Origin of the sequence: Aquimarina discodermiae, from assembly GCF_040786235.1 — a bacterium.
In the GTDB taxonomy this organism is placed as follows: domain Bacteria; phylum Bacteroidota; class Bacteroidia; order Flavobacteriales; family Flavobacteriaceae; genus Aquimarina.
On record NZ_JBFMKP010000005.1, the window covers coordinates 36,411 to 59,929 of the forward strand.

Here is a 23,519-nt window from a genome sequence, read left to right on the forward strand (position 1 = left end):
AGCAAATCTATGTATTCTATATCGTATATTATCAAATCATTACGGAGTTATATTGTTCAATTTATAAATTGATAGTGGTTTTTTTGAGTCATGATTACTTTTTCGATTGGATCAATTTACTATGTTATATTTTTAATAAAATAAGAAGCCGTAATTCCCGTCTTTTTGGTAAAGGCTCGAGAAAAAGATTGTACACTGCTAAATCCAACTTCTTTGGCAATAGCTTCGATAGAATATAGACGGAATTTTGAATCGGTTTTTAGTTTTGTAATACAATATTCTATTCGTAAATCATTAATATAGTTGGTGAAATTTTTTTGTTTATGGAGGTTAATTACTTTTGAAAAATAGCTAGAATTAGTTTTCATTTTTTTAGCTACTGAATTCATTTTTAAATCTGACTTTAAATAACCTAATTCGTTTTCGAACTTCTCTAATTGCAATAAAATATCTTCTGCAATTTCCCATGGAATATTTTCTTTTATGGTATTAGCAATAGGTTTACTTTGTGATATTGGTGTGGTTTTTTCTTTTGCAAGATTTTCAAAACGTTTTTTGTAGATCTTTTGTTTATGATAATATCGGATTACTAGAAATATAGATATAATACTAATGATGATAAAAGCAATAAAACCTACATTCGAATATTTCTTTTCTTTTTTTAGGGATTGTATTATGCTTTCTCGCTCATTGATTAACTTTTCTGTATCATATTTTATGACAACATCCGATTTTACATTTTTATTTCTAGCATAAAAAGCACTATCATAAGTAATAAGCTTGCTCATTGTTTTTAATTGGTTTTGTACATCTTTTTGACTCTTATAATAATTAATTAGTGCTTCATATGACTTTCTTTTTTCATCTGTATATGTGTTAATATCGGTAACACTATCCATCTTTAATAGATATTTGAAAGCTTCTTTTCTTTTGTTTATTGCAGTCAACACAAGTGCAATCTGTTGATAACAATAGCTTTCGTTTGCACTGTGTTTCCCTAATGTTCGAATGATTTGAGACGCTTTATATAAAGAATCTAAAGCAGTTTTGTGTTTTTTTATCAGAAAATTATTGGTTCCATTAAGAAGTAAAAAGTTATGGTACATATACTTATCATTGCGTTTGTAACTTTTGGATATACCTCTATTAATATAACTTGTAGCGGAGTCTACATAATTGATTTTTGTCCCTAAAACACTTAGTCTATGATAAGCATCTCCAATAGAATATAAAGTCACAAGGTGTGTTTTAGAATACTTGTCTAGAGTGTCTTTTGTTTTAATCACTTTTAGATTTTGTTTAAAAATTTTTAAAGCCTCTGTGTTGTCTCCTACCACTTTTTTTAACAGTCCCATATTATGTTGTAATACAATTAAATGGTGAGTGTTATTACTACTTTGTGCATATTTTTGTGCTATCAAATAATTTTCGAGAGCTTTTGGGTAGTTTTCTTTGTGATAATAAAAAGTTCCTTTGTTTATATATCCAACGCCAGGGTATTTGACACTTTTTATGTTTTTAGAAGCAATGATCAAACTGTCTAAATAAGATAGCAAAACATCATCCTTGCAGACTTTAGAGATGTAATAATAACCATTTGCCATTTGTAGGCTATCTTTTTCTCTTTTAGCTTTTTGTATATACCCCCATGCATATGCTTTCGATAAGGTGCTGTCTAATTTATGTTTTTTAAATAGAGATTCTAATTCATTATAGGTTTTAAGAGATAAAGAATCTTTAGCAATTGTGCCATTTTGCGAAAAACCAGTTTTAAAAAAGAGGCACAGAGCTATTATTGATATGAATATTCCCTTATGGATAAGGTTTCTTTTTCTAGAAGCCATATTTCTGTTCTTTGCATGTATTGTGGTTAATAAATGTTTTTGTAATAAACATGTGATTACAACTCTTTATACACATTTGAAAAATACTAAAATCTAAAGTAATGTGTAAATGATTAAAATCATGTTGTTACACCTTATAAAACTTTATTTCTTTGATGTTTTCATTTTATAAATTGATAGTATACAATTTATAAAATGGGATTACACTCTCTTGCACAAACGTAATTCTCCCTCATATATTTGACTCAATCATTTGCAAATTAAGAATTACGAATGCAGAATTATAAAAGCGATAATAAACCCTTTTTCTATTCTTTAAAACCAATATATCAAAATGCGGGGTTTAGAAAATAATCACAAACATAGGTTTATGTCTTTTGGATTAAAAATGTACTCATATATAAACAATTATAAATCATGACCAGACTCTATAATCGTCTAACACCAATAGAAAAAGAATTGGTAGATCGTAAAATGGCAAAAAAACTTAAATCATCAACAGTTTTAATTAGAGGAGTACTGGAGGAAATAAACCCCGATGTAAAAATTGCAAATGATCAAGTGATAGTAATGTATAAAACCTTAAAAAGAATTGAACAAGAAGTAAAGCATTGTGAATTGAGTTGGAAGTCGGAAGCTTGATGTCCGAAGTCCGGTGAACGAAGTAGGAAGCCCTCTCCGAAAAACTTCGGACATCTGACTTCGGTCTTTTGACTTAAAAAAACAAAACGTAAATCAACACCATAATTGCCCAAACCAAATAACAAAATAACAACATCAAACCTCGATTATCAGGCCTTGAACGTTATCCCTCCCGATGCCTGAGACCCGAAACCTGATTTAAAAAACAACGTATGGAAAATATTATGATGAAACATATCAAAATGATAGAGCGTATCGATCGATTGATACGTATGCAGGCTACAGGAACACCAGATCAGTTAGCATCTAAATTAGGGGTTTCTAAACCCAAGGTATACCGACTCATAAATATTATGAAAGAATTAAATGCTCCTATAGTATATGATTTTTCAATACAGAGCTATGTATATGAGAATCATGTGGGTTTTAGGTTTGGGTTTTATGAAGGAGTGGGGATGAGAGCGTGACAAATCAAGAATTTAGAATTACGAATTATGAATGTGGTGGAAGTCGGAAGTCCGAAATATGAAGAAACTATGGAACATACAGTCTCGGACTTCGTACACCTGACTTAACCAAAACATGAAAAACAAAAAAATAACACAACAAATCATGCCTATAGCACAAGATGAGTTACATTATCAATTCTGCTTAGACATACTAGAATCCTTGCATTTTAAGAGAAAAGATTTCTTTACAAAATTGGCAGAAGGAAGTCCTTATGAAATGATGATATATGATTGGATGCATTTAATGTTTGAGCAAGGAAAAACAAAAGAGGAAGCTATAGACTTTATTTACAAGGCTAGATATGAGTGGTATGTTAAGAAGAGTTGATAGTAGTAAGATTTTTGATTTACGAGATACGATTTGCAAATGCAGAATTACAAATAAAAACATATGAACGAAAGAAACACCCCCGCAGTCCTGTGGACAGCTCCCCCTCAAAGATATCACTCTGAGCCTGTCAAAGAGGGAGCAGCTTAATGTAAAATTATAAACAAAGTGAGTCACTAAAGACTTCGAGCAAAAATAAAAACAACTTCGGACATCCGACTTCGGACTCCTGACTGTAACAATGAAAACCTTCGGATATCCAACACCGGACTCCGGACTAAAACAAAAACAATGGCATTAGAAAATTTAATTAGCGTAAGCTTTACCAAAGAAGAATTAATGGAGCTTGACCAACATCTAAAAGGAATCAGAAAAGTACTAAAAGGAAAAACAGTCAATCTTACTCCTGATCAACGTAGACAATATGGTCGTATTGCAAATCAGAATAAACTGATCGTAGACAAAGCCAAAAATTATATGGAGCAACACTCCAACTGGATTCCACCTTTTCTGGACAAAACAGAGTTTGATAAAGATTATACTGCCAGAAAACAAGTAGAAAACAGGGTGCAATTATTAGAGAACTTATCACAACAATTAATCGATACCAAAACCCTGTTGGATCATGACAATTATACCAACTCATTAAGTTTTTATAGAATGGTACGTTATCTGGCCGGTGAGAACGAACCTGGTGCCAAACCAGTGTATGAGGATATGCGAGTATTGTTTAGCCGTACTTCGAGTTCTATTAATGATACCGATAGTGATGAAGAAGAATAAAAAGAGGGTATAAGTGGTGTAGTATCTCTTATTAAGAATATCAGAATACTTTGATGGATTAGAGGAATAGGAGTACCCCCTTATCAAAGTTGTTCGAGGTCTTAAAATACTACTTCGATGGATTAAATTAATAGTCTCGACCCCTCGGGCAAGGCCATCGAAGCATTAAAAGAAGTCATCGTGGCCGTAAAGTAATCTATCGATGGATTAAATCGATCCATCGAAGTGCTTCCAATTGGGCTAACAAGCATTAAAGTGACGTTTCGAAGCATTAAAATGATCCATCAAAGTAGTATCGCAAGGGGGTATCCCCATGGTGAGAGGGGGTAATTACGAATTATGAATGCAGAATTAAGAATGATGATTAGTTGATGGTTCTTGGTTAATAGTTGAAAGTTAAATGAAAAAAACAATGAACTAATAACTATCAACTAATAAAACAATAAACCGTTGCGCAACGTGAGGCGGATACCGAAAAGCCTCCATAAATAGAGTAAGTACAAATCAATAAATTAATTTTCTAAAATGAAATTTTTAAAACAAAAAATGGTGATGCTATTAGTGATATGTGTTGTATCCACATCGTTAATGAGTTTCAAAACAGATGAAGAGCCTCTTTATGGAATGTCATATCAAATACACGAAGTGACTACAAATAGAGGTGTGGCTGAGAGTCAAAGGGTAAGAGCTGCAGTAGCAAGAACAGCGGTAAGGGTAACAGTAAAAGTTTCAAGAAAAGTAGTTGCCGCTACTAAAAAAGCAGTTGCCTTTGTTCAAGCAGTAGTTCAGGTATCCTTGCCAGGAGTTGCACATACAATAAGAACAGCATCGACTTTGGCACATGAGAATATGGAAAGTCATCGTCAAAAATATCAAGTTGATATAAACAATTTAAAAATGCAAAAGATTCGATCGCTTGGTTAGAAACGGTTGCTAGTTACAAACATTAAACCATAGTGGCATTTGAAGGTTTGGATATTGCTACTATGGTTTTAAAAAAAAACATAAACATGAAATACGTTTTATATATCCCAACAATATTGGTTTTTATTGTGTATTGGGGTTTTACAGGAGTTTTTGTTGCACCGGATAATTATATCAATATTTCTTTATTAGAAGAGTCTAAGGTGTTTAATACTTTTTTATTTCAAAAATGGGGATTCTTTGCACCTCCTCCAAAGAGCAATGACCGATTGTATTATAATTTTACATCAAAGAATGATTGCATAAAAGCATATACTTTTGAAGTGATGGAGCCATTGGTTAAACAGAAATCCCGTAAAGCTCCTTTTAATTCTTCAGAAGATTTACTTGATTATGTTTTGTCAAATACTATAAATAGTATTTGTGATGGATTATTTTTAGTGAATGAATCCATTAAAGATATAGAGGAAGTAGAGAAAATAAGCTTGACTGAAAATCAAAAAATAGAAAAGGGTAAGGTCTATGTTCAATCTACAAATGAGTATAAGACATTACAAAACTATGCTTTTTATGTAGCGACAAAAAACGGACTCGATCCTGATAATTTTTATGTAGATATACAAATGTCAAAAGTTGATTTGCCAAAATTCATAGATCGTCAAAAATTAAGCATGACGGATAGTTTAACTATTAATGAAAGTATAATATTCGAAAGCGATAAATTTACAATAGATGAAAAATTTAATTAATATTCTAACGACAACAAATAAGTTTAAGGTCTATACTCCTTTTTTTAGAGTTTTTGTATGCTTGTTTTTATTAAAGGATATTGTGACAACATGGGATTATATCGATTTGTTATTTAAAGGAAATTCTTTTTTACATCCCACTCCATTTATCTTATTAGATTTTTTAAGCATAGATTCTGATATAATAAGGGCAAATTTTGAAATATTTTATGCTGTATATATAATACTCATCTTATTATACCTTTTTGGTATAGGTAAACATATTACTGCTTTTTTAGTTTTGATATGTCTAGATATAGTACAGAATTTAAGCTGGGTAACACTTAACGGAGGTGATAATATTTTAAAAATTGTACTTATTTATATGGTTTTTATGAATACTTATTCATATTTAAGTATAAAGCCATTAAAGTACAGAAATCAAAGAATAAATGAATTTTCAAATTTTATTTCTAACCTGGGGGGACTATCTATTTGTATTCATTTATGTCTTGTGTATTTTATTTCTGCAATCCATAAGATTCACGCCGATGTTTGGTTTAATGGCATTGCTACTTATTATATATTGGCAGGAGAACGTTTTAATGGAACTCCATGGAATATAGCACTCGTAAAAAATGGTTTATTTGTTACGTTGTCTACATATGGTACTATAATTATTGAACTGCTTTTCCCATTTTTAGTATGGTTTAATCAAACTAAAAAACTTTTTATTATTGCGGCTATTCTATTGCATACAGGTATTGCTATATTTATGATGCTATATGATTTTCAATTGATCTTTATAGTGTTACAAGGGTTCTTTTTTACAAATTCGCAATGGTTATCTTTAATAGAAAGAGTAAAACATCTATTTTATCGATACTTTAGTTCTGAATCTGAAACAATTTTAAAAACAAGTAAATGATATATGTACTTCTAATAGTAGCTTTGTTGGTGATATTGGTCGGTTTATTAATTTATAAACAAAAAAAAGTACCAAAATTTATTCCTGATCCTAATAAAGAGATTACCGAGTCATTAGATGAGTATTTATCTATGTTGCAATCCAAGGGGAAGTTTAATGGTGCTGTGTTAATAGCAAAGGATGGTATGCCACAGTTTATAAACACCTATGGATATACCGATCATACAAAAGAAACACCATTAAACTTACAGTCTTCGTTTAGGTTAGGATCGGTTTCTAAACAATTTACAGCAGCAGCTATTATGATCCTAAAAGAACAAGGTTTATTGACATATGATGATAAGGTGACTGATCATATTGAAGAATTTTCTTTTAAAAAGGTTACCATACGACACCTTTTAAACCAAACCTCTGGGTTTACACAAGATTATATGAGACTCTCCAAAAAAATTAAAAGAGATAAAAATCATATCCTTGGTATTAAAGAAGCAACAGAAGTTATCAATATCTATTATAAAAAACATACTCGAGAGCCTAATGAAGCCTACCAATATAATAATGCTAATTATGTATTATTAGCAAGAGTGATAGAGGTAGTTTCTGAAGTTTCTTTCGAGGAGTTTATGACAAAGACAGTTTTTAAGCCCTTGGGGATGCAGAATACTCGAGTTTGGACGCTTTTGTCAAAAGAGTATAAAGGTAGTAGTAATGTCACCAAAGATTTTTTAAATTATTTTAACTGGTTGCCCACAGAAATAAAGTCTCCTTGGATAGATGGAGTAGCAGGGGATCGCGGAATATTTTCTAGTATCGAGGATTTTTTGGTTTGGGATCAATTTTGGTATGCTAACCCGTTACTTTCTCAAGAAACCATAAAAGAAGCTTTTGAACCTCCTATGCTCAAAAATGGAAAGAAATCGGATTACGGTTTTGGGTGGGTTGTAAATAAAGATATCGTCTGGCATAATGGAAAATGGTTAGGGGCTAATACAATTTACATAAGAAATCCAACCAAAAAAACATGTGTGGTTGTTTTAGACAACTCTACTAATCCATGTTTTTATAGGGTGGTGGCTCAAATTCGAAAAAGTATTGAATCTGCGAAACCATCAAAACAAATCATGATACAAACAAAGTATTTATGGGTTATTGGACTGTTAGGGTTTATTGGGGTGTTGCCATATTTTGGGTTTCCAGAGTACTTAGCGTATTTTAGGATATTTTATATTTTCTTTTTTGTAGAACGTATTTTGAAATTTTTCAAGATTAAAAATGATGGGTAATATTGTTATCTATGATGGTAGTTGTGGGTTTTGTGATCGATGGGTGCAGTTTATATTAGATCATAACCCAGATGCTTCTTTGCGGTTTGTTTCTTTTCTATCAGATAAGGCAGACCCTTATCTAATACAACATAACATAACTACGATCGATTCTATTATTTTTATAGAGAAGGGACGTTGTTATATAAAATCGAGTGCAATTCTAAAGATATTTGGGTATTTGGATGCTAAGTATAGTTATTTTACCTTTTTATTGTATATCCCTAAACAACTTAGAGATTATGTATATGACGTTATTGCGAAACATCGATATAAATTGATGGGTAAAACAAAAAGCTGTAGAATACTGACAAAAGAAGAACGTAATTTGTTTTTAGAATGATACCAGTACCCCTTAGATGAGAGGGGGTAGTAATTAGGAATGCAGAATTAAGAGTGATGTATAACGTAACAAATAAAACATACTGCGGGCTGAGGTTCTCGAAGCCCAACCCTTCGAGAACCTCAGGGTTCGGTAATAAGTGTATTAATAAGGAATTATAAATAACTTCGAGCATCCGACTTCGGACTCTGGACTAAAACAATAAAGCCCTCCGATTTCGGACTTAAACAAAAAACAAAAACCCTTCAAAAAAACACTGTAATTCAATAGATTAAAAATTAGGCTATTTTTTTTAAGAAAAAGAGTAACATTTCATAGAGTTATAACATTCACTAAAACAAAGCATACAAATCACACTATTTATGAGTTCATCAACAAAGACACAAGTCAAAATAAACCTTAATACATGGCACTATGATCCCAGTGCCTTTTCTGCCGAAGAGATTGATAAGATACATGCCCTGGCGATATCTTCTATTTAAAAAAGAAACTCACTTACTTACTCCCAAATCAAAGGGGTTAGTTGGCTTTACAAGAACTAATTACTAATAATCGCATATAAAACCAAATAAACAAAGTTTACGAAATGAAACATCAAATTATTGTAAAAAAAAATATCATTCTAGCACTTCTATTGATTTTGAATATGGTTGGTTATAGTCAATATAAATGGGATACAGAAGCTAAAAAGAAAAATGAAATGCATCGTAGAGATTCTTCCTCTTGGGATCAGAGGATTTTTAAGATGGATTTAAAGTATTTTGAAGAAAAAAAGATATCGCAAGGTATTTTTCCCGTACCCAAATATGATTTGGTAGGAGAAAAAAGTTTTATAGGTTTAGGGTATGATGGTAATTTTAAAGGACTGGCAATACATAACAAACATTTTCTTTATAACTGTTTTTATGCTAAGAAAAATAAATTCAACAAAAGCTTTATTAAGGATATAGAACAAGATGTTTTCTTTATCATTGTTGTCTCTACAGATTTTATAGACACACAAAAATTTAGCCATTCTAGCTCCCTAATATCCTCTAGGAATCATCCTAATTATTTGGCCAAGGGGTATTATAAAACCAAAAAAAACACGATTGATTTTAATGCCTTTATCTCTGGAGATCGTGATGCTTATGCCATTATTAATGAACGTATTTTTGATTTGACCATTGGTAAAATGATAGTTATAGTGCCGCAAAAAGACGGTTCTTTGCGATCGATGCAAATAGAAATCCCCCAGCTATCTATCGAAAAAACTAAAGAGTATGTAGAAAATATGTTAAAAGAAGATGCTGACATGATTAACTTTTATTCTTGTAAAGGTTGTATTTAAACCCAAACAAAAAACCCAACTCGTTAAAGTTGGGTTTTCCTTTGCAGTTCGGCCGGAGAGACTCCCTTCGACTTAGCTCAGGGTAAACTTCTCGTCTCTCCTTTATATATGTTTGAAATCATTTTAAGGTATAAAAAAAGCCTCTCGTTTTGAGAAGCTTTTCTTGCAGTGCGGGCGGAGAGACTCGAACTCTCACACCTCGCGGCACTAGATCCTAAGTCTAGCGTGTCTACCAATTCCACCACGCCCGCATTAAAAACTATTACAGTACTTAGGACTTTCTGTAAAAGTGAGTGCAAATATAAACAATATGTGTCAATCTCAAAGAACTAAAATTATTTTTTTTTAAAATCATTATAAAGGGTCAAAAAGATGTGATGTAAACCTTTATAGTTCAGGGATTTTTTAAACTAAAATTATTTCGTTTTTACTACTTTTAACTCAGATTATGCATTGAAACTTCGTGATAAGGCTTTCAAATACCATAAACGTAGTGTTTACAGTAGTTGAAAGATGTAATAGACTTTCTAATGTATTATCTGAGTTTAAGACCAAATAAATTTAACTTCATGCAAAATATTCAACCTTATATTCAAGAACATAAAGATCGTTTTATAAATGAACTGCTCGAATTACTAAAAATACCATCAATTAGCGCTGACTCTGCTTATGAGAAAGATGTGATCAAAACGGCAGATGAGATTTCTAAAAGCTTAAAAGCCGCTGGGTGTGATACCGTCGAAATATGCGAAACACCAGGATACCCTATTGTATATGGTGAAAAGATAATAGATCCTAACCTCCCTACAGTATTGGTATATGGGCATTATGATGTGCAACCGCCAGACCCTATCGATTTGTGGGATAGTCCTCCATTCGAACCAGTGATCAAAAAAACAGAAATTCACCCAGAAGGAGCAATTTTTGCCAGAGGATCTTGTGATGATAAAGGACAAATGTATATGCATGTCAAAGCACTTGAGATTATGGTAAAAACGGGGCAACTACCATGTAACGTAAAGTTTATGATAGAAGGAGAAGAAGAGGTGGGTAGTAAGAGTTTAAGTGGGTTTGTAAAACAACATCAGGATAAGTTAGCAAATGATGTCATTTTAATTAGTGATACAGGGATGATTGCTCAAGATGTACCTTCTATTACCACTGGATTGAGAGGACTTAGTTATGTAGAGGTCGAAGTAACAGGTCCTAATAGAGATTTGCATAGTGGGCTGTATGGAGGTGCAGTTGCAAACCCTATTAATATATTGGCAAAAATGATCGCTTCGTTACATGACGAAAATAATAGAATTACGATACCTGGGTTCTATGATAAAGTAGAAAACCTTTCTGTAGAAGAACGTACAGAAATGGCAAAAGCACCTTTTTCTGTAGATGAATATAAAAAATCATTAGACATTAACAATATATATGGTGAAGAAGGGTATACCACTAATGAAAGAAATTCTATTCGGCCAACGTTAGATGTAAATGGTATTTGGGGTGGTTATACAGGAGAAGGAGCAAAAACGGTAATTGCTAGTAAAGCCTATGCAAAAATTTCGATGCGTTTGGTTCCTAATCAGGATTGGGAAGAAATTACCTTATTATTCAAAAAACATTTTGAAAGTATTGCTCCTAATGCAGTAACTATAAAAGTAACTCCACATCATGGAGGTCAGGGCTATGTAACTCCCATTGATAATATAGGATATAAAGCGGCGAGCAAAGCCTATCATGATACTTTTGGCAAGACACCAATACCACAACGTAGCGGAGGTAGTATTCCTATAGTGTCTTTGTTCGAAGAAGAGTTAAAAAGTAAAACGATACTTATGGGCTTTGGATTGGATAGTGATGCAATTCATTCACCAAATGAACATTTTGGGATTTTTAATTACTTAAAAGGAATTGAAACCATACCATTGTTTTATAAGTACTTTACAGAGTTAAGCAAGTAATAATCTTGTTTTACCATCCAATTTAATCCAAATTTGTTGCCTTGCGACATTTCACTTCGGGTCAGGCTAGTCATTCTAAGTCCCTACTCAATTATCATTGAGTTTCGGGCTTTCTATTACTATCACTGATGCATTTTTACCGATAACAAAGTAGGGTTAAATTCGTTTATATAGTTAATCTACATTATGGGGTTTAATTCTTCCGATTGTCTCGAAAAATATAAAAATTGTTTTTCTGCTGTATGCATTGTGGACTTGATACGGGGTGGATATCGAGTTTAAACTTGCTAAAATAGATCCAAACGGAGGAGGTACTACAGGGGTAGTATTTTACGATTACGAAGTTGGATTTGGATTAGATACTGCGTATGATGATAAAATAGCACAGTATTCCTGGGACAACTACAAGTATATGAATGTGTACATTCAGGCAAGATCATAAAGATGATGGTAATTCAACGTTCTGGAGTAGCTAGGTTCCTTCTACATTCATGTCAGACGAGTGGTTTATAATGGACAATATCTGCATGATAATACTACTAATAAAGAGTTTATATAGTTAACACACGAATTTGGTCATTGGTTAGACCTATATCATACTTTTAGAGGGGTCCAGCGCCCAATTAAGGTGCAATCTTTGAGCTGACTTTGTATGTCTTTTAGGTAATTGACATCATGTACGTAGGCAGGGCCGATATCTAAACTTTTAAAGACACCTTTTACAGAACATACTGCGTGTAGTTTGTAGCCATAGTAGTTTACTTTTTGCGAAGCACAGTAGCCTTTGTCAGGACCACAGCCCTCTGTTTTTTTATAGAGAAGACATGCCTCTTGATAATTTGTAAACTTCCAAGGGCATACTATCCACTATAAATATTCTTCAAACTCATTAAAAGCATCTGATGATTTTAACCGTATTTGCTCTATATATGGGAATAATCTACGCTTTCTTTGATTATAGAAGCTCGGTTCTATGCGCGAAGATAAAAATGCAGGTAAAATCCTGAACAATTGATGTTCACTATCGATATTCATATATTCTGACGTTAGGTTGATGGCTATCAATTCTTTATCCGATAGTTTAGGAATCCGTATTTGAAACAAAAAATTGGATGTAGCCTCTATTTGATTTAATACTTCTAGAATTTTCTCGTAATTTGCTTGAAAGTTGTACATTGGAATTGTTTTGTGGTGATTACAACTTACTGCCTTAGCAGTTTGCACAACTTTTTATAAATGCACTACGGGTTAAGTAATATCATTTAGGTATAGTATAACAAGTAAACGCCATCTATATTCACTCATAAACACCTATAAAAAATACAATTATACATTATGTTCTCTAACAAAACAAACTAGCCTTAAAGATTACCATTTCAAAAAAAGATGTATTTCTAATACCCATACTTGTAATTCTTCTCAATCTCATACCAGTTTTATTACGTAGCTTTGCATAAACACGCTGCTTCTTTGGAAAACGAAAAAATCATATTAGGAATTGATCCGGGAACAACTATCATGGGGTTTGGGTTGATAAAAGTTCTTAACAAAAAAATGTCTTTCTTACAGTTAAATGAGCTACAACTTGGTAAGTATGATGATCATTATGTCAAGTTAAAACATATTTTTGAACGTACTATAGAGCTTATTGATACCTATCACCCAGATGAAATCGCAATTGAAGCTCCTTTTTTTGGAAAAAACGTACAATCGATGCTCAAATTGGGGCGTGCGCAAGGAGTTGCCATGGCTGCGGGATTAAGTCGTGAAGTGCCTATTACAGAGTATTCTCCAAAAAAAATTAAAATGGCAATAACAGGTAATGGTAATGCTAGCAAAGAGCAAGTAGCCAAAATGCTACAGAGCCTATTAAAAATAAAAACATTACCCAAAAATTTGGATTCGACAGATGGACTTGCCGCAGCGGTATGTCATTTCTATAATATGGGAAGAGCTGATATTGTAGGTAAAAGTTATAGCGGTTGGGCAGCTTTTGTAAAACAAAACGAAAAACGAATAAAGAAATGAGTCATTATTAGTCTATACTAATATTGTGACTAAACCCATATTAACTCTAAAATCCAATCCTATTAACGGTATCTATATACATATTCCCTTTTGCAAACAAGCTTGTCATTATTGCGATTTTCACTTTTCTACTTCGATGAAGAAAAAAGAAGACATGATCGCTGCACTCTGTCATGAAATCAAACTACGAAAATCTGAAGTATGTGGTGATGAAGTTATCCAGACCATCTATTTTGGTGGCGGTACTCCCACAGTATTATCTGTAGAAGAGTTATCTGGTATCATAACAACGATAGATCATCACTATCAAATAGCAAAAGATGCAGAAATTACTGTAGAAGCCAATCCCGATGATCTTGATAAAGAAAAGATAATAGCATTATCAAAAAGTAAGGTCAATCGATTAAGTATAGGAATCCAATCTTTTTTTGAAGAGGATTTAACGATGATGAATCGTGCCCATAATGCCAAAGAAGCTATAGATTGTCTATCTTTTGCCTCACAGCATTTTGAAAATATCACCATAGACCTCATCTATGGTATCCCAGGTATGTCTATAAAACGATGGAAACAAAACATCCAAATGGCATTGGATTTTAATATCCCTCATATCTCTTGTTATGCATTAACGGTAGAGCCCAATACACCCTTACCTAAACTTATCGACAAAGGACTAATTCCTGAAGTAGACGATTCACTGGCTCAGCAGCATTTTAAAATTCTTACCGAGACTCTTAACAAAGAAGGTTTTGTACATTATGAGTTATCAAACTTCGGAAAACCTGGTTTTTTTAGTAAAAACAATACTGCCTATTGGCAAGGAAAACATTATTTAGGCATTGGTCCTTCTGCACATTCTTATAATGGCAAACAACGTAGCTGGAATATCAATAACAACACAAAATATATACAGGCCTTACAGCAAGACGCGCTTCCTAAAGAAGTAGAAAACCTATCTCTTACCGATAAGTATAATGAGTATGTTATGACGGGACTGCGTACGATATGGGGAATATCTTTGCAAAAAATAGAAATCGAATTTGGCACAACCAATAAAGAGTATCTTCTTAAACAAGCTCAAAAACATATCGACGCTTCCTTAGTTTTTCTGGATAATGATACATTATCGGTGACTCAAAAAGGAAAGTTCTTATGTGATGGCATTGCAAGTGATCTTTTCTTGTTACATTTATAACTAAATCTATGTTATTTGTCATGCTGAACTTGATTCAGCATCTTAGTTAACAGGTGTACAGCCTAGAACGATGAGATCCCAAATCTAGTTTGGGATGACATTATAAAATAATTTAACATAGAGTAATATTATGCAATCAAGTACATATGCTAGCTACCATATCCTATAATCATCAAACCTATACAATTGATTTATCAAAACCTTTGGACATCTCTATTCCGTTAAGAGCTTCTAAAGAAAACGTAAATGCATGGTATATTGATGAACCCCAAATAACACCGGTTACCATGGGAGATTGGGTTGGCAAGGTATCTAAAGGGGCTGCTGTTAATTTTAATACTATCTTATTTAATCCACATGCACATGGTACCCATACCGAATGTGTAGGCCATATTACATCCGAGTTTCATAGTATTAACAAAGCATTACAGCAATACTATTTTATAGCAGAGGTGATTACGGTAACTCCAGAAAAACAAGGAGATGATCTGGTCATCACAAAAAATATGCTCAAAAATTCTATTTCGGATACTCCTATCGAAGCTTTGATCATAAGAACACTACCGAACTCAAAAAACAAAGAGAATCAACAATATTCTCACACTAATTGGCCTTATCTTACCGAAGAAGCTGCCATGTATATCAGAAATCTGAATATTGATCACTTGCTCATTGATTTACCTTCTGTAGACAAAGAAAAAGATGAAGGTAAATTGGTTGCTCATAAAGCATTTTGGAACTACCCCAATGCCACAAGACATCACGCTACGATTACCGAAATGATCTATGTAAATGATCGTATCCACGATGGTATTTACCTTCTTAATTTACAAATTGCGCCTTTTGAAAATGATGCTTCTCCTAGTAAACCTGTTCTTTATAGCATCTTAAAACAATAGAAATTCATTAACAAATCAAGTATCTAGTGTAAAAAATCTTTGATCATCTCTCCTATTTTTAATGCTTTTTCCTGTAACTTTTTTTATCTGATTCTACTTATAGAATAAACATCAATTCATCACATCAAAAACTATGAAAAAGAGAATTCTAATTGCACTACTGTCTGTAGTCATTCTTTCGTGTAAAAAAGAAAAACCAACAGAAATAATCGTTATCGGTACTCAGCATAAACCTGTACCCAATTTTAATGCAGATATCCTATTTGATATATTAGAAGACGTACAACCCGATTTTATTTTACACGAATCAGATTCTTCTCATTATACAGCAGATTTTAAGTTCAAAAAGGAACCCAAAGAAAATGAAGGAATTGCCTCTCTTAAATATCAAAAAAAATACCCTGAGGTGGCGTTTAGACCGCATGAATTTGAAGGTAGAAATCAACATAGAATAAATAAAGGAATGCGTCCTACAGATAAGTTAACATTTCGATTACTAGATAGCCTAAATAAAGCTGATTTACTGACCAAAACAGAATCAGAAATCCTAAACACCTACAGAAATCACTTAAATCCTTTGATAGAAATTGCATCCAAATCTGCAGAATATTTTAATAACGAAAAGGCAGACAGTCTTTGTGAAATAAGACAGTTTTATCAGTACAAAATGATTCCTAAGATTACCAACACGCGAGAAGAATTTGCCAATCATTTTCATACCAAACCAAATGGAGAAAAGATAAGTTATCGAGACGGATACCAGCTTTGGGCAGATTTTTGGGATTTAAGAAATCAAACCATGGCAAAAAATATTCTAAAAACTGCAGAGCAAAATCAAGGTAAAAGATTGGTGGTATTAACAGGATTTATGCACCGTTATTACATTCGAAAAGAATTAAAAAGATTGATAGAAGGAAAAAACATAGTTTTAAAAGAGTTTTACCAAAAATAGTTCAGTTTGTGTAACTGGTGAGGTATGTGCAAGTTTTCAAATTAATATACAGGCGTATAAAATTTATATCAATCGTTTAAGAAAAGAAAAAGAGTTTATTGCTCGCTAATTAGTCCTAAGGTCACATTTTTCTTAATCAATATTCTTCCTATCTTTACGCCATGGAGTTATTGTTTATCGGACTTTTAGGAGGTGCTATTCTTGCCTATTTTATCTTTTCAAAATTTAGTGCTGCCAAAAAAAAGGCATCTATACACACCCAGTCAGTCGTTTTGATGGAAAAAATTAAAAGTGTATGTAAACTGGTTACGGTAGAAGGTGATTTTGCAGAGATATATCATTATGAAAGTGTTAAAGACAAGTTTTTTAACTTATTAACCGGTACCAAAAAAGCATTGGTTGTTATCGAAGCCAAGGCATATGTAGGCTTTGATCTATCTCAAGTAAAATTAGAGAGTGATACTAAAAACAAACGAATTATTCTTACTCATTTTCCTACCCCAAAATTATTGACCATAGAGACCGATTATAAATATTATGACAAAAAAGAAGGTTGGTTAAATCCTTTTACCTCTGCTGATCTTACAGAAATTAATAAAGAAGCAAAACAGTTTATCAAAGATAAAATTCCGCAAAGTGGTCTTATAGAATCTGCACACAAAGAAGCGCTTAATGCTATATCGTTAATGGAGTCTCTGGCTGGTGCTATTGGTTGGTCATTAGATTATTCTGCTTTGCAACTAGACCACAATAATACCGAAAGAAAAAAGTTAGAGAAATGAGCATAATTGTTTCTAGCCAAAAAGATAAGTTAGATATTGATTTTGTTTATCAATTTTTGACGAATTCTTATTGGGCAAAAGACAGAACTAAAGAAGCAGTTCGTATAAGTATTGAAAACTCTATGTGTTTTGGGATTTATATAGGCGATCAACAAATAGGATTTGCCAGAGTGGTTACCGACTATGTAATTTTTGCTTATCTGATGGATGTATTTATTTCTAAAGAATATCGTGGTAAAGGATACTCTAAACAATTGATGAAAACAATTTTTGAACATAAAAAACTAAAGCCTGTAAAAAAATGGATGTTGGCAACCAGTGATGCTCATAGATTGTATCAACAATTTGACTTTGAACCTTTAGAGAACTCTTCTATTTTTATGCAAAAATCTGTAATTAAATAAATCATGGATATTGAAACATTTAGAACCTACTGTTTATCTAAAAAAGGAGTTGCCGAAGAATTTCCTTTTGACGAAAACACCTTGGTTTTTAAGGTAATGGGAAAAATGTTTGCATTAACGGGATTAGAAAGAATACCTTTTAGCGTTAATTTAAAATGTGACCCAGATCGATCTATCGAACTAAGAGAATACCATCCAGAAATCACACCGGGTTATCATATGAGTAAAAAACATTGGAATACTGTTAACTTTTCTGAAAGTTTGTCGACTAGTATATTATTAGAACTAATAGATCATTCGTATGACCTGGTTGTAAAAGGTCTTACCAAAAAATTGAAACAAGAATTAGAAAGTCTTTAATCGTATAAAACTTGATGAATAGAAGTATTTAAAAAATTGCGTGAGAGATAGTAGTAAAAATACCACAGCTCGACAAAGGAGATATGAGGAATTGAAACAAATAGCTCGACCATAGAGGCACGCCACAAGTAAACTACTTTTATGCTTATTTTCCCCCACCAATAATAAAATGAAAAAACCACACGAATTTTACCATAGCCAAATTGACATACATACTGCAGCATTAAATGAAACAAAAAAACGTTTGGTCGTGTCTAGCAGTATACGTGTACTGATCTTTATCGCCGTTGTTTTGACAATATACTTTGGTTACCCTAATACCCAGATAATTTTTGGTAGCTTGATTATTGGTGCGATTTCTTTTATATATCTGGTTAATCGTCATAGTAGCCTTACTTACATCAAAAAAAAGTTCGAAAAACTATTACAAATTAATCGATTAGAACTAGATGTTCTCGACGGTAACATAAATGCATTAGACCCTGGAAAAGAATATATAGATTCGTCACACTCATATAGTCACGATATTGATCTTTTTGGCAAACAATCTTTTTTTCAATATATCAATCGAACGACTACTTTGGCAGGTAAAAATAAATTGGCAAAAATTCTAAATGCCAACACCATCGATTCTATAGAACAAAAACAAAAAGCAATAAAAAATATTGCCAAACTGCCAGAGTGGAGACAAGAGTTTAGTGCTATTGCTTCTTTGGCAGATGTAACCATTTCTATTTCTGTAATTCAAAAATGGTTATCAAATTATACCTTTTTTGTTCCAAAAATCATGAAAATTTTACCCAGTATTATCTCTGGGATTTCTCTGGTAATGCTTGTACTATTATTTACAGAAGTAATCACCTTTAATCTTTTTTTGATTTGGTTTTTTATTGGGCTTGGTATTACAGGAACGCAACTAAAAAAAATAAATAAACTGTACAACGATTCTAACCGCATAAAAGATACATTTGAGCAGTACTATCAGCTTATAGAAAAAATCGAAAATACTGACTTTACCTCTACAATGCTGAAAGAAAAACAACAACTTGTAATTAGTGAAAAAGAAAAAGCATCCCAAATATTAAAACAATTTGCAGGGATACTTAATGCTTTTGACCAGCGCAACAATATGATGTTTGGTGTTTTGGCGAATGGATTACTGTTATGGGATATCAAACAATGTTACCGTATCGAGCAGTGGATTCTTAAAAATAATACCAAGGTAGAACAATGGTTTGAAGTCATTGCATTTTTTGACTCCTATAATTCTCTCGGTAATTTTGCATTTAATCATTCACAATACATATACCCCAAGATTGTATCAAACGGTCATACATTAAAAGCAACAGGTCTAGGTCATCCTATGCTCGATGCTAGCAAAAGAGTTGATAATGACATTACTATTAACAAAGATCAATTCTTTATCATAACAGGGGCTAATATGGCAGGAAAAAGTACTTTTTTACGTACAGTAGCCCTGCAAATTGTAATGTCTAATATCGGATTGCCAATTTGTGCTCAATCATGCGAATATCGACCTATAAAATTAATTAGTAGCATGAGAACATCAGACTCGTTAAGCGACGATGCTTCTTATTTCTTTTCTGAGCTCACCCAACTTAAAAAAATAGTAACTGCTCTAGAAAAAGATGAATACTTTATCATCCTTGATGAAATTCTAAAAGGGACCAATAGTAAAGATAAAGCTACAGGATCCCGTAAGTTTGTAGAAAAATTGGTAGCAGCCAAAGCTACCGGAATTATTGCTACTCACGATCTTAGTTTATGCGAAATTACAGCGGTACTTCCTCAAGTAAAAAATCGTTTCTTTGATGCACAAATTGTAAACAATGAACTTTATTTTGATTATAAATTTAAAGAAGGTATTTGTCAAAATATGAACGCTTCTTTTTTACTTAAGAAAATGGGGATTGTCTGATTTTTATGGTATCATTTTTTAAAACGGTTCATTTTTTTTATTTTTAATAAGACAAACAGGTATAATACAAGCTATTAAGTTTTTTCTATACCAAAGAAAACCCCTTTTTTGTCGAACACATTGTCATAATTTTCGCTAATTATGAAAAAAAAACTTTTCTATGTGTTCTTCTGCCTATTTGTTTCTGGAATTATATTTTCTCAAGATACTACTCCTCCCGATATGGTATGTAAAAACATTACTATTGCTTTAGATTCTTCTGGCAATGCATCAATTACAGCCGATCAGGTCGATGGAGGATCTACCGATAATATAGGCCTCGTTTCGCTTATCATTGATCAACAAGATTTTGAATGTATTCATGTAGGTGATACCACTGTTACCCTTACAGGTACAGATGCTGCCGGAAACTCTGCCTTTTGCACAGCTATAGTAACTGTGATAGATACAATAAATCCCAATGCTATTTGCAATATGCTTACATTAGAATTAGATGATATGGGGTTTGTAAATGTCAATGCTTCAGACTTGGGGCAGGGTTCATCAGACAATTGTGATTATACTTATCATGTATCTTCCGAATCTTTTGACTGTACATCTGTAGGAGTCAATACAGTAACTCTTACAGTAACCGACTCTAGTGAAAATGAATCCATTTGTATAACAACCATAAATATCGAAGATAATATCCCTCCTGTCCCTTTATGTTCAAATTATGATTTGCGATTAGATGAAACTGGTAACGGAACAGTTGAGGCAATGGATATCGACGGAGGAAGTACAGATGCTTGCGAAATTTCTTCGGTAAGTATTACAAAAAACTCATTCGATTGCTCTAATCTAGGAGATAATGAAGTGACTCTTACCGTAACCGATGCTAATGGTAATTCATCTGAATGTATCGCAATAATAAGCGTCGAAGATGGTACAGATCCTATAGCAATTTGTCAGGATATTACATTATCACTGGACGAATCTGGAGTTGTTTCTATTTCTGAAGTAGATATTGATGGCGGAAGTAGTGATGATTGTAGTGGTATCGATTCGTATGAAATAGATACTTCAGAATTTGACTGCGGTTTTATCGGGGACAATACGGTAACGCTAACAGTTACCGATTTTTATGGCAACTCTTCTACTTGTACCTCAAATGTAACCATCAAAGATAATAGCTCTTCAACAGTATTCTGTAATGATCTTATCATCCAACTAGACGAAACAGGAGTGGCTACTATAACTCCCGAAGATTTGGATGGAGGAAGTGAAGGTGGCTGTGGTGAAGTCGATTCTTTAGAAGTTAATATAGAAGAGTTTGACTGTAGTCATATTGGCACAAACCTAGTCGAACTTACTGTAAACTATACCAACGGAAGCTCTTCTTCGTGCTATGCAAATGTTACCGTAGAAGACACGACTGCTCCCTCAATGATATGTCGAGATATTACTGTACAGTTGGATGAAACAGGAAACGTTTCTATCGATGCAGAGGACATTGACAATGGTAGTAATGATACCTGCGGAATCGTCGCTATAAGTGTATCGCCAGATAGTTTTAGTTGTGTAGATATTGGTAATAACAGTGTTATGCTAATGGCTGAAGACACCTACGGAAATATTGCTTCCTGTTCGGCAAATGTATTAGTAGTTAACAACTCGGTTCCTATGGCATTGTGTCAAGATATAACAGTTCAATTAGATGCTTCTGGTAATGCCAGTATTAATGCTAATGAAGTTGATCAGGGAAGTACCGATCCTTGTGGTATTGCATCGGTTTCTGTTGTTCCTACCGATTTTACCTGTAATGATATAGGTACAAACACCGTAGTACTAACTGTGACAAACTATAACGGAGAATCTGCTACTTGTGAAGCCAGCGTAACCATAGAGGATGCAACAGCACCTATCGCAATTTGTCAAAATATCACCATACAATTAGACGAAATGGGATATGCTTCGATCGCTAGTCATCATATAGATAATGGTAGTAGTGATGATTGTAGTGGCATCGAAAATTTGGAGTTAGATATCTATGATTTTGACTGTAATAATATAGGTGAAAATACAGTTGAATTAACCGTATATGATAGTAACGGAAACCCATCTTACTGCAATGCTATTGTGACTGTAGAAGACATTACCGTTCCCAACGCCTTATGCCAGGACATCACCTTGCAACTAGACGATACAGGGTATGCTTTTCTTTATCCAGAAGAAATAGATTATGGTAGTGAAGATGCTTGCGAAATAGTTTCAATAACCGCATCTCCCGATAGTTTTTCTTGTGCCAACATAGGTAACAATACCGTAACGCTAACCATAACAGACAGCAATAATAATAAGTCTACTTGTCTTGCGACTGTAATTATAGAAGATACAGAACTCCCAATTGCCCGATGTCATAATATTACATTACAATTAGATGAAGCTGGGACGGCTACAATAACACCCGATGAGATCAATAATAACAGTGAAGATCTATGTGGCTTACAAATACTCGAGGTTACTCCAAATAGTTTTACCAGTGCCCATATTGGGCCAAATAATGTGACACTTCTCGTTACAGATACCAGTGGAAATCAATCTACCTGCGCTGCTGTGGTAACTATCAAGGACCATAATACTTCTACTACTATTTGTCGTGATATCATAGTACAACTGGATGAAACTGGTTTGGCAGTAATAACTGCTCAAGACATAAGCTCAGAAAACAATACCGCTGCTTCATTTTCACTAGATATTACCGAATTTGATTGCACCCATATAGGTAACAATAAAGTTACAATGACAATGACAGATGGTGATGGAAAATCTTCTAATTGCATTGTCAATGTTTTTGTAGAAGATAAAATTTCACCAACATTCGATGCTTCCACTTTTCCAACCGATAAAGAAGTTACTATAAACCTTTCTAACAATTATATATTAGAAGACTTTACATCACATCTAATAACAAAAGATAATTGTAGTACCGATATTACAATAACACAAAGTCCTCATGCAGGGAGTAGTTTGAATAAGGGGCATCAGCAAATTGTATTTACTGCAATAGACGCTAGCGGAAATACTGCTACAAAAACACTTACGATAACCATTAATCAAACACCAGAGCGCTTTATAATTTATCCCAATCCAGCTTCTGAAACAGTCACCGTCGAAGCCTTTGTAAACAAGGTACAATTATTTAATATGAAAGGTAGAATGGTTTTTGAATCATCAACTGCTAGTTTTAATATTGCCACTTTACAATCCGGAATTTATTTTGTGCGTATAGAACCCGAAAAGAATGATATCCTTATGCAATTAATTAAAAAATAATATAAC

The 23,519-nt window shown here is 33.1% G+C and carries 22 protein-coding genes, 1 tRNA gene and 2 pseudogenes; 21 read left to right on the forward strand and 4 right to left on the reverse strand.

Translation table 11 applies throughout. The features are described 5' to 3' along the window. Positions 1-119: 119 nt before the first annotated feature. Positions 120-1,844 carry a helix-turn-helix domain-containing protein gene (locus tag ABW636_RS04145; RefSeq protein WP_367588688.1) on the reverse strand — a complete coding sequence of 575 codons (1,725 nt, stop codon included), beginning with the start codon at positions 1,842-1,844 and terminating at the stop codon, positions 120-122. 417 nt (positions 1,845-2,261) lie between these two features. On the opposite strand from ABW636_RS04145, the gene ABW636_RS04150 reads away from it, so the two are divergent. The 4 genes from ABW636_RS04150 (at position 2,262) to ABW636_RS04165 (ending at position 4,106) form a co-directional block, all read left to right on the forward strand. Beyond that, on the forward strand, positions 2,262-2,486 hold the full coding sequence (locus ABW636_RS04150) for a hypothetical protein (RefSeq protein ID WP_367588689.1): 225 nt from the start codon (positions 2,262-2,264) through the stop codon (positions 2,484-2,486). A 212-nt stretch (positions 2,487-2,698) separates the two neighbouring features. Next, positions 2,699-2,953 carry a hypothetical protein gene (locus ABW636_RS04155; RefSeq protein WP_367588690.1) on the forward strand — a complete coding sequence of 85 codons (255 nt, stop codon included), beginning with the start codon at positions 2,699-2,701 and terminating at the stop codon, positions 2,951-2,953. A 115-nt stretch (positions 2,954-3,068) separates the two neighbouring features. Then, entirely contained in the window at positions 3,069-3,323 is a 255-nt protein-coding gene (locus ABW636_RS04160) for a hypothetical protein (RefSeq protein WP_367588691.1), read from the forward strand. A gap of 291 nt (positions 3,324-3,614) precedes the next feature. Next, on the forward strand, positions 3,615-4,106 hold the full coding sequence (locus tag ABW636_RS04165; protein ID WP_367588692.1) for a hypothetical protein: 492 nt from the start codon (positions 3,615-3,617) through the stop codon (positions 4,104-4,106). 122 nt (positions 4,107-4,228) lie between these two features. Here the strand turns inward: ABW636_RS04165 and ABW636_RS04170 are convergent, their stop codons facing one another. Continuing rightward, positions 4,229-4,357 carry a hypothetical protein gene (locus tag ABW636_RS04170; protein WP_367588693.1) on the reverse strand — a complete coding sequence of 43 codons (129 nt, stop codon included), beginning with the start codon at positions 4,355-4,357 and terminating at the stop codon, positions 4,229-4,231. A 301-nt stretch (positions 4,358-4,658) separates the two neighbouring features. Here ABW636_RS04170 and ABW636_RS04175 point away from each other — a divergent pair, with 301 nt between their 5' ends. The 6 genes from ABW636_RS04175 (at position 4,659) to ABW636_RS04200 (ending at position 9,681) form a co-directional block, all read left to right on the forward strand. Beyond that, positions 4,659-5,030 carry a hypothetical protein gene (locus ABW636_RS04175; RefSeq protein ID WP_367588694.1) on the forward strand — a complete coding sequence of 124 codons (372 nt, stop codon included), beginning with the start codon at positions 4,659-4,661 and terminating at the stop codon, positions 5,028-5,030. Between the two features lie 86 nt (positions 5,031-5,116). Further along, a complete protein-coding gene (locus ABW636_RS04180) occupies positions 5,117-5,779 on the forward strand; it encodes a hypothetical protein (protein ID WP_367588695.1) in 663 nt (220 codons plus the stop codon). Beyond that, on the forward strand, positions 5,763-6,686 hold the full coding sequence (locus ABW636_RS04185; protein ID WP_367588696.1) for an HTTM domain-containing protein: 924 nt from the start codon (positions 5,763-5,765) through the stop codon (positions 6,684-6,686). Before ABW636_RS04180 ends, ABW636_RS04185 begins: the two co-directional genes overlap by 17 nt. Beyond that, positions 6,683-7,969: a serine hydrolase domain-containing protein gene (locus ABW636_RS04190; protein ID WP_367588697.1), complete on the forward strand. Its 1,287-nt coding sequence runs from the start codon at positions 6,683-6,685 to the stop codon at positions 7,967-7,969. Before ABW636_RS04185 ends, ABW636_RS04190 begins: the two co-directional genes overlap by 4 nt. Continuing rightward, positions 7,959-8,351, forward strand: coding sequence for a thiol-disulfide oxidoreductase DCC family protein (locus ABW636_RS04195; protein ID WP_367588698.1), 393 nt, complete (start codon positions 7,959-7,961; stop codon positions 8,349-8,351). Before ABW636_RS04190 ends, ABW636_RS04195 begins: the two co-directional genes overlap by 11 nt. Positions 8,352-8,937: 586 nt before the next feature. Then, positions 8,938-9,681, forward strand: coding sequence for a hypothetical protein (locus tag ABW636_RS04200; RefSeq protein ID WP_367588699.1), 744 nt, complete (start codon positions 8,938-8,940; stop codon positions 9,679-9,681). A gap of 169 nt (positions 9,682-9,850) precedes the next feature. On the opposite strand, the gene ABW636_RS04205 is transcribed toward ABW636_RS04200, so the two are convergent. Further along, positions 9,851-9,932: transfer RNA gene (locus tag ABW636_RS04205), tRNA-Leu, on the reverse strand. A gap of 318 nt (positions 9,933-10,250) precedes the next feature. On the opposite strand from ABW636_RS04205, the gene ABW636_RS04210 reads away from it, so the two are divergent. Both ABW636_RS04210 and ABW636_RS04215 read left to right on the forward strand, forming a co-directional pair. Then, a complete protein-coding gene (locus ABW636_RS04210) occupies positions 10,251-11,639 on the forward strand; it encodes a dipeptidase (protein ID WP_367588700.1) in 1,389 nt (462 codons plus the stop codon). Positions 11,640-11,904: 265 nt separating this feature from the next. Continuing rightward, a pseudogene (locus ABW636_RS04215) lies at positions 11,905-12,285 on the forward strand (M43 family zinc metalloprotease). Here ABW636_RS04215 and ABW636_RS22555 read toward each other — a convergent pair. Then, positions 12,258-12,815: pseudogene (locus ABW636_RS22555) on the reverse strand (transposase); the annotation flags it as partial. The pseudogenes ABW636_RS04215 and ABW636_RS22555 overlap by 28 nt on opposite strands. 294 nt (positions 12,816-13,109) lie before the next feature. Here ABW636_RS22555 and ruvC point away from each other — a divergent pair. The 9 genes from ruvC to ABW636_RS04270 all read left to right on the forward strand — a co-directional run bounded on the left by ruvC (position 13,110) and on the right by ABW636_RS04270 (position 23,513). Then, complete coding sequence (gene ruvC / locus ABW636_RS04230; protein WP_367588702.1) at positions 13,110-13,667, forward strand: crossover junction endodeoxyribonuclease RuvC; 558 nt, start codon at positions 13,110-13,112, stop codon at positions 13,665-13,667. Positions 13,668-13,728: 61 nt separating this feature from the next. Further along, the gene (gene hemW / locus ABW636_RS04235) at positions 13,729-14,862 is read left to right on the forward strand and encodes a radical SAM family heme chaperone HemW (RefSeq protein WP_367588839.1); all 1,134 of its coding nucleotides are present in this window, start codon (positions 13,729-13,731) and stop codon (positions 14,860-14,862) included. Between the two features lie 146 nt (positions 14,863-15,008). Continuing rightward, the gene (locus tag ABW636_RS04240; RefSeq protein WP_367588703.1) at positions 15,009-15,761 is read left to right on the forward strand and encodes a cyclase family protein; all 753 of its coding nucleotides are present in this window, start codon (positions 15,009-15,011) and stop codon (positions 15,759-15,761) included. Positions 15,762-15,894: 133 nt separating this feature from the next. Then, a complete protein-coding gene (locus ABW636_RS04245; RefSeq protein ID WP_367588704.1) occupies positions 15,895-16,713 on the forward strand; it encodes a hypothetical protein in 819 nt (272 codons plus the stop codon). Between the two features lie 161 nt (positions 16,714-16,874). Continuing rightward, positions 16,875-17,495 (forward strand): DUF4230 domain-containing protein, encoded by a 621-nt coding sequence (locus ABW636_RS04250; RefSeq protein ID WP_367588705.1) that lies wholly within the window; start codon positions 16,875-16,877, stop codon positions 17,493-17,495. Continuing rightward, the gene (locus tag ABW636_RS04255) at positions 17,492-17,899 is read left to right on the forward strand and encodes a GNAT family N-acetyltransferase (RefSeq protein WP_367588706.1); all 408 of its coding nucleotides are present in this window, start codon (positions 17,492-17,494) and stop codon (positions 17,897-17,899) included. Before ABW636_RS04250 ends, ABW636_RS04255 begins: the two co-directional genes overlap by 4 nt. A gap of 3 nt (positions 17,900-17,902) precedes the next feature. Further along, the gene (locus ABW636_RS04260) at positions 17,903-18,259 is read left to right on the forward strand and encodes an MmcQ/YjbR family DNA-binding protein (RefSeq protein WP_367588707.1); all 357 of its coding nucleotides are present in this window, start codon (positions 17,903-17,905) and stop codon (positions 18,257-18,259) included. 169 nt (positions 18,260-18,428) lie between these two features. Next, positions 18,429-20,198 carry a MutS-related protein gene (locus ABW636_RS04265; RefSeq protein ID WP_367588708.1) on the forward strand — a complete coding sequence of 590 codons (1,770 nt, stop codon included), beginning with the start codon at positions 18,429-18,431 and terminating at the stop codon, positions 20,196-20,198. Positions 20,199-20,339: 141 nt separating this feature from the next. After that, the gene (locus ABW636_RS04270; protein WP_367588709.1) at positions 20,340-23,513 is read left to right on the forward strand and encodes an HYR domain-containing protein; all 3,174 of its coding nucleotides are present in this window, start codon (positions 20,340-20,342) and stop codon (positions 23,511-23,513) included. Positions 23,514-23,519: the final 6 nt, after the last annotated feature.

Bases quoted from the DNA above. Each gene is read 5' to 3' on its own strand.
- ABW636_RS04240 (WP_367588703.1), top strand. From the start codon at position 15,009: ATGCTAGCTACCATATCCTATAATCATCAAACCTATACAATTGATTTA.
- ABW636_RS04145 (WP_367588688.1), bottom strand. From the start codon at position 1,844: ATGGCTTCTAGAAAAAGAAACCTTATCCATAAGGGAATATTCATATCA.
- ABW636_RS04210 (WP_367588700.1), top strand. From the start codon at position 10,251: ATGCAAAATATTCAACCTTATATTCAAGAACATAAAGATCGTTTTATA.
- ABW636_RS04195 (WP_367588698.1), top strand. From the start codon at position 7,959: ATGATGGGTAATATTGTTATCTATGATGGTAGTTGTGGGTTTTGTGAT.
- ABW636_RS04150 (WP_367588689.1), top strand. From the start codon at position 2,262: ATGACCAGACTCTATAATCGTCTAACACCAATAGAAAAAGAATTGGTA.
- ABW636_RS04250 (WP_367588705.1), top strand. From the start codon at position 16,875: ATGGAGTTATTGTTTATCGGACTTTTAGGAGGTGCTATTCTTGCCTAT.
- ABW636_RS04155 (WP_367588690.1), top strand. From the start codon at position 2,699: ATGGAAAATATTATGATGAAACATATCAAAATGATAGAGCGTATCGAT.
- ABW636_RS04180 (WP_367588695.1), top strand. From the start codon at position 5,117: ATGAAATACGTTTTATATATCCCAACAATATTGGTTTTTATTGTGTAT.
- ABW636_RS04245 (WP_367588704.1), top strand. From the start codon at position 15,895: ATGAAAAAGAGAATTCTAATTGCACTACTGTCTGTAGTCATTCTTTCG.
- ABW636_RS04200 (WP_367588699.1), top strand. From the start codon at position 8,938: ATGAAACATCAAATTATTGTAAAAAAAAATATCATTCTAGCACTTCTA.
- ABW636_RS04260 (WP_367588707.1), top strand. From the start codon at position 17,903: ATGGATATTGAAACATTTAGAACCTACTGTTTATCTAAAAAAGGAGTT.
- ABW636_RS04165 (WP_367588692.1), top strand. From the start codon at position 3,615: ATGGCATTAGAAAATTTAATTAGCGTAAGCTTTACCAAAGAAGAATTA.
- ABW636_RS04190 (WP_367588697.1), top strand. From the start codon at position 6,683: ATGATATATGTACTTCTAATAGTAGCTTTGTTGGTGATATTGGTCGGT.
- ABW636_RS04265 (WP_367588708.1), top strand. From the start codon at position 18,429: ATGAAAAAACCACACGAATTTTACCATAGCCAAATTGACATACATACT.
- ABW636_RS04160 (WP_367588691.1), top strand. From the start codon at position 3,069: ATGAAAAACAAAAAAATAACACAACAAATCATGCCTATAGCACAAGAT.
- ABW636_RS04175 (WP_367588694.1), top strand. From the start codon at position 4,659: ATGCTATTAGTGATATGTGTTGTATCCACATCGTTAATGAGTTTCAAA.
- ABW636_RS04170 (WP_367588693.1), bottom strand. From the start codon at position 4,357: ATGCTTGTTAGCCCAATTGGAAGCACTTCGATGGATCGATTTAATCCA.
- ABW636_RS04255 (WP_367588706.1), top strand. From the start codon at position 17,492: ATGAGCATAATTGTTTCTAGCCAAAAAGATAAGTTAGATATTGATTTT.
- ABW636_RS04270 (WP_367588709.1), top strand. From the start codon at position 20,340: ATGAAAAAAAAACTTTTCTATGTGTTCTTCTGCCTATTTGTTTCTGGA.
- ABW636_RS04185 (WP_367588696.1), top strand. From the start codon at position 5,763: ATGAAAAATTTAATTAATATTCTAACGACAACAAATAAGTTTAAGGTC.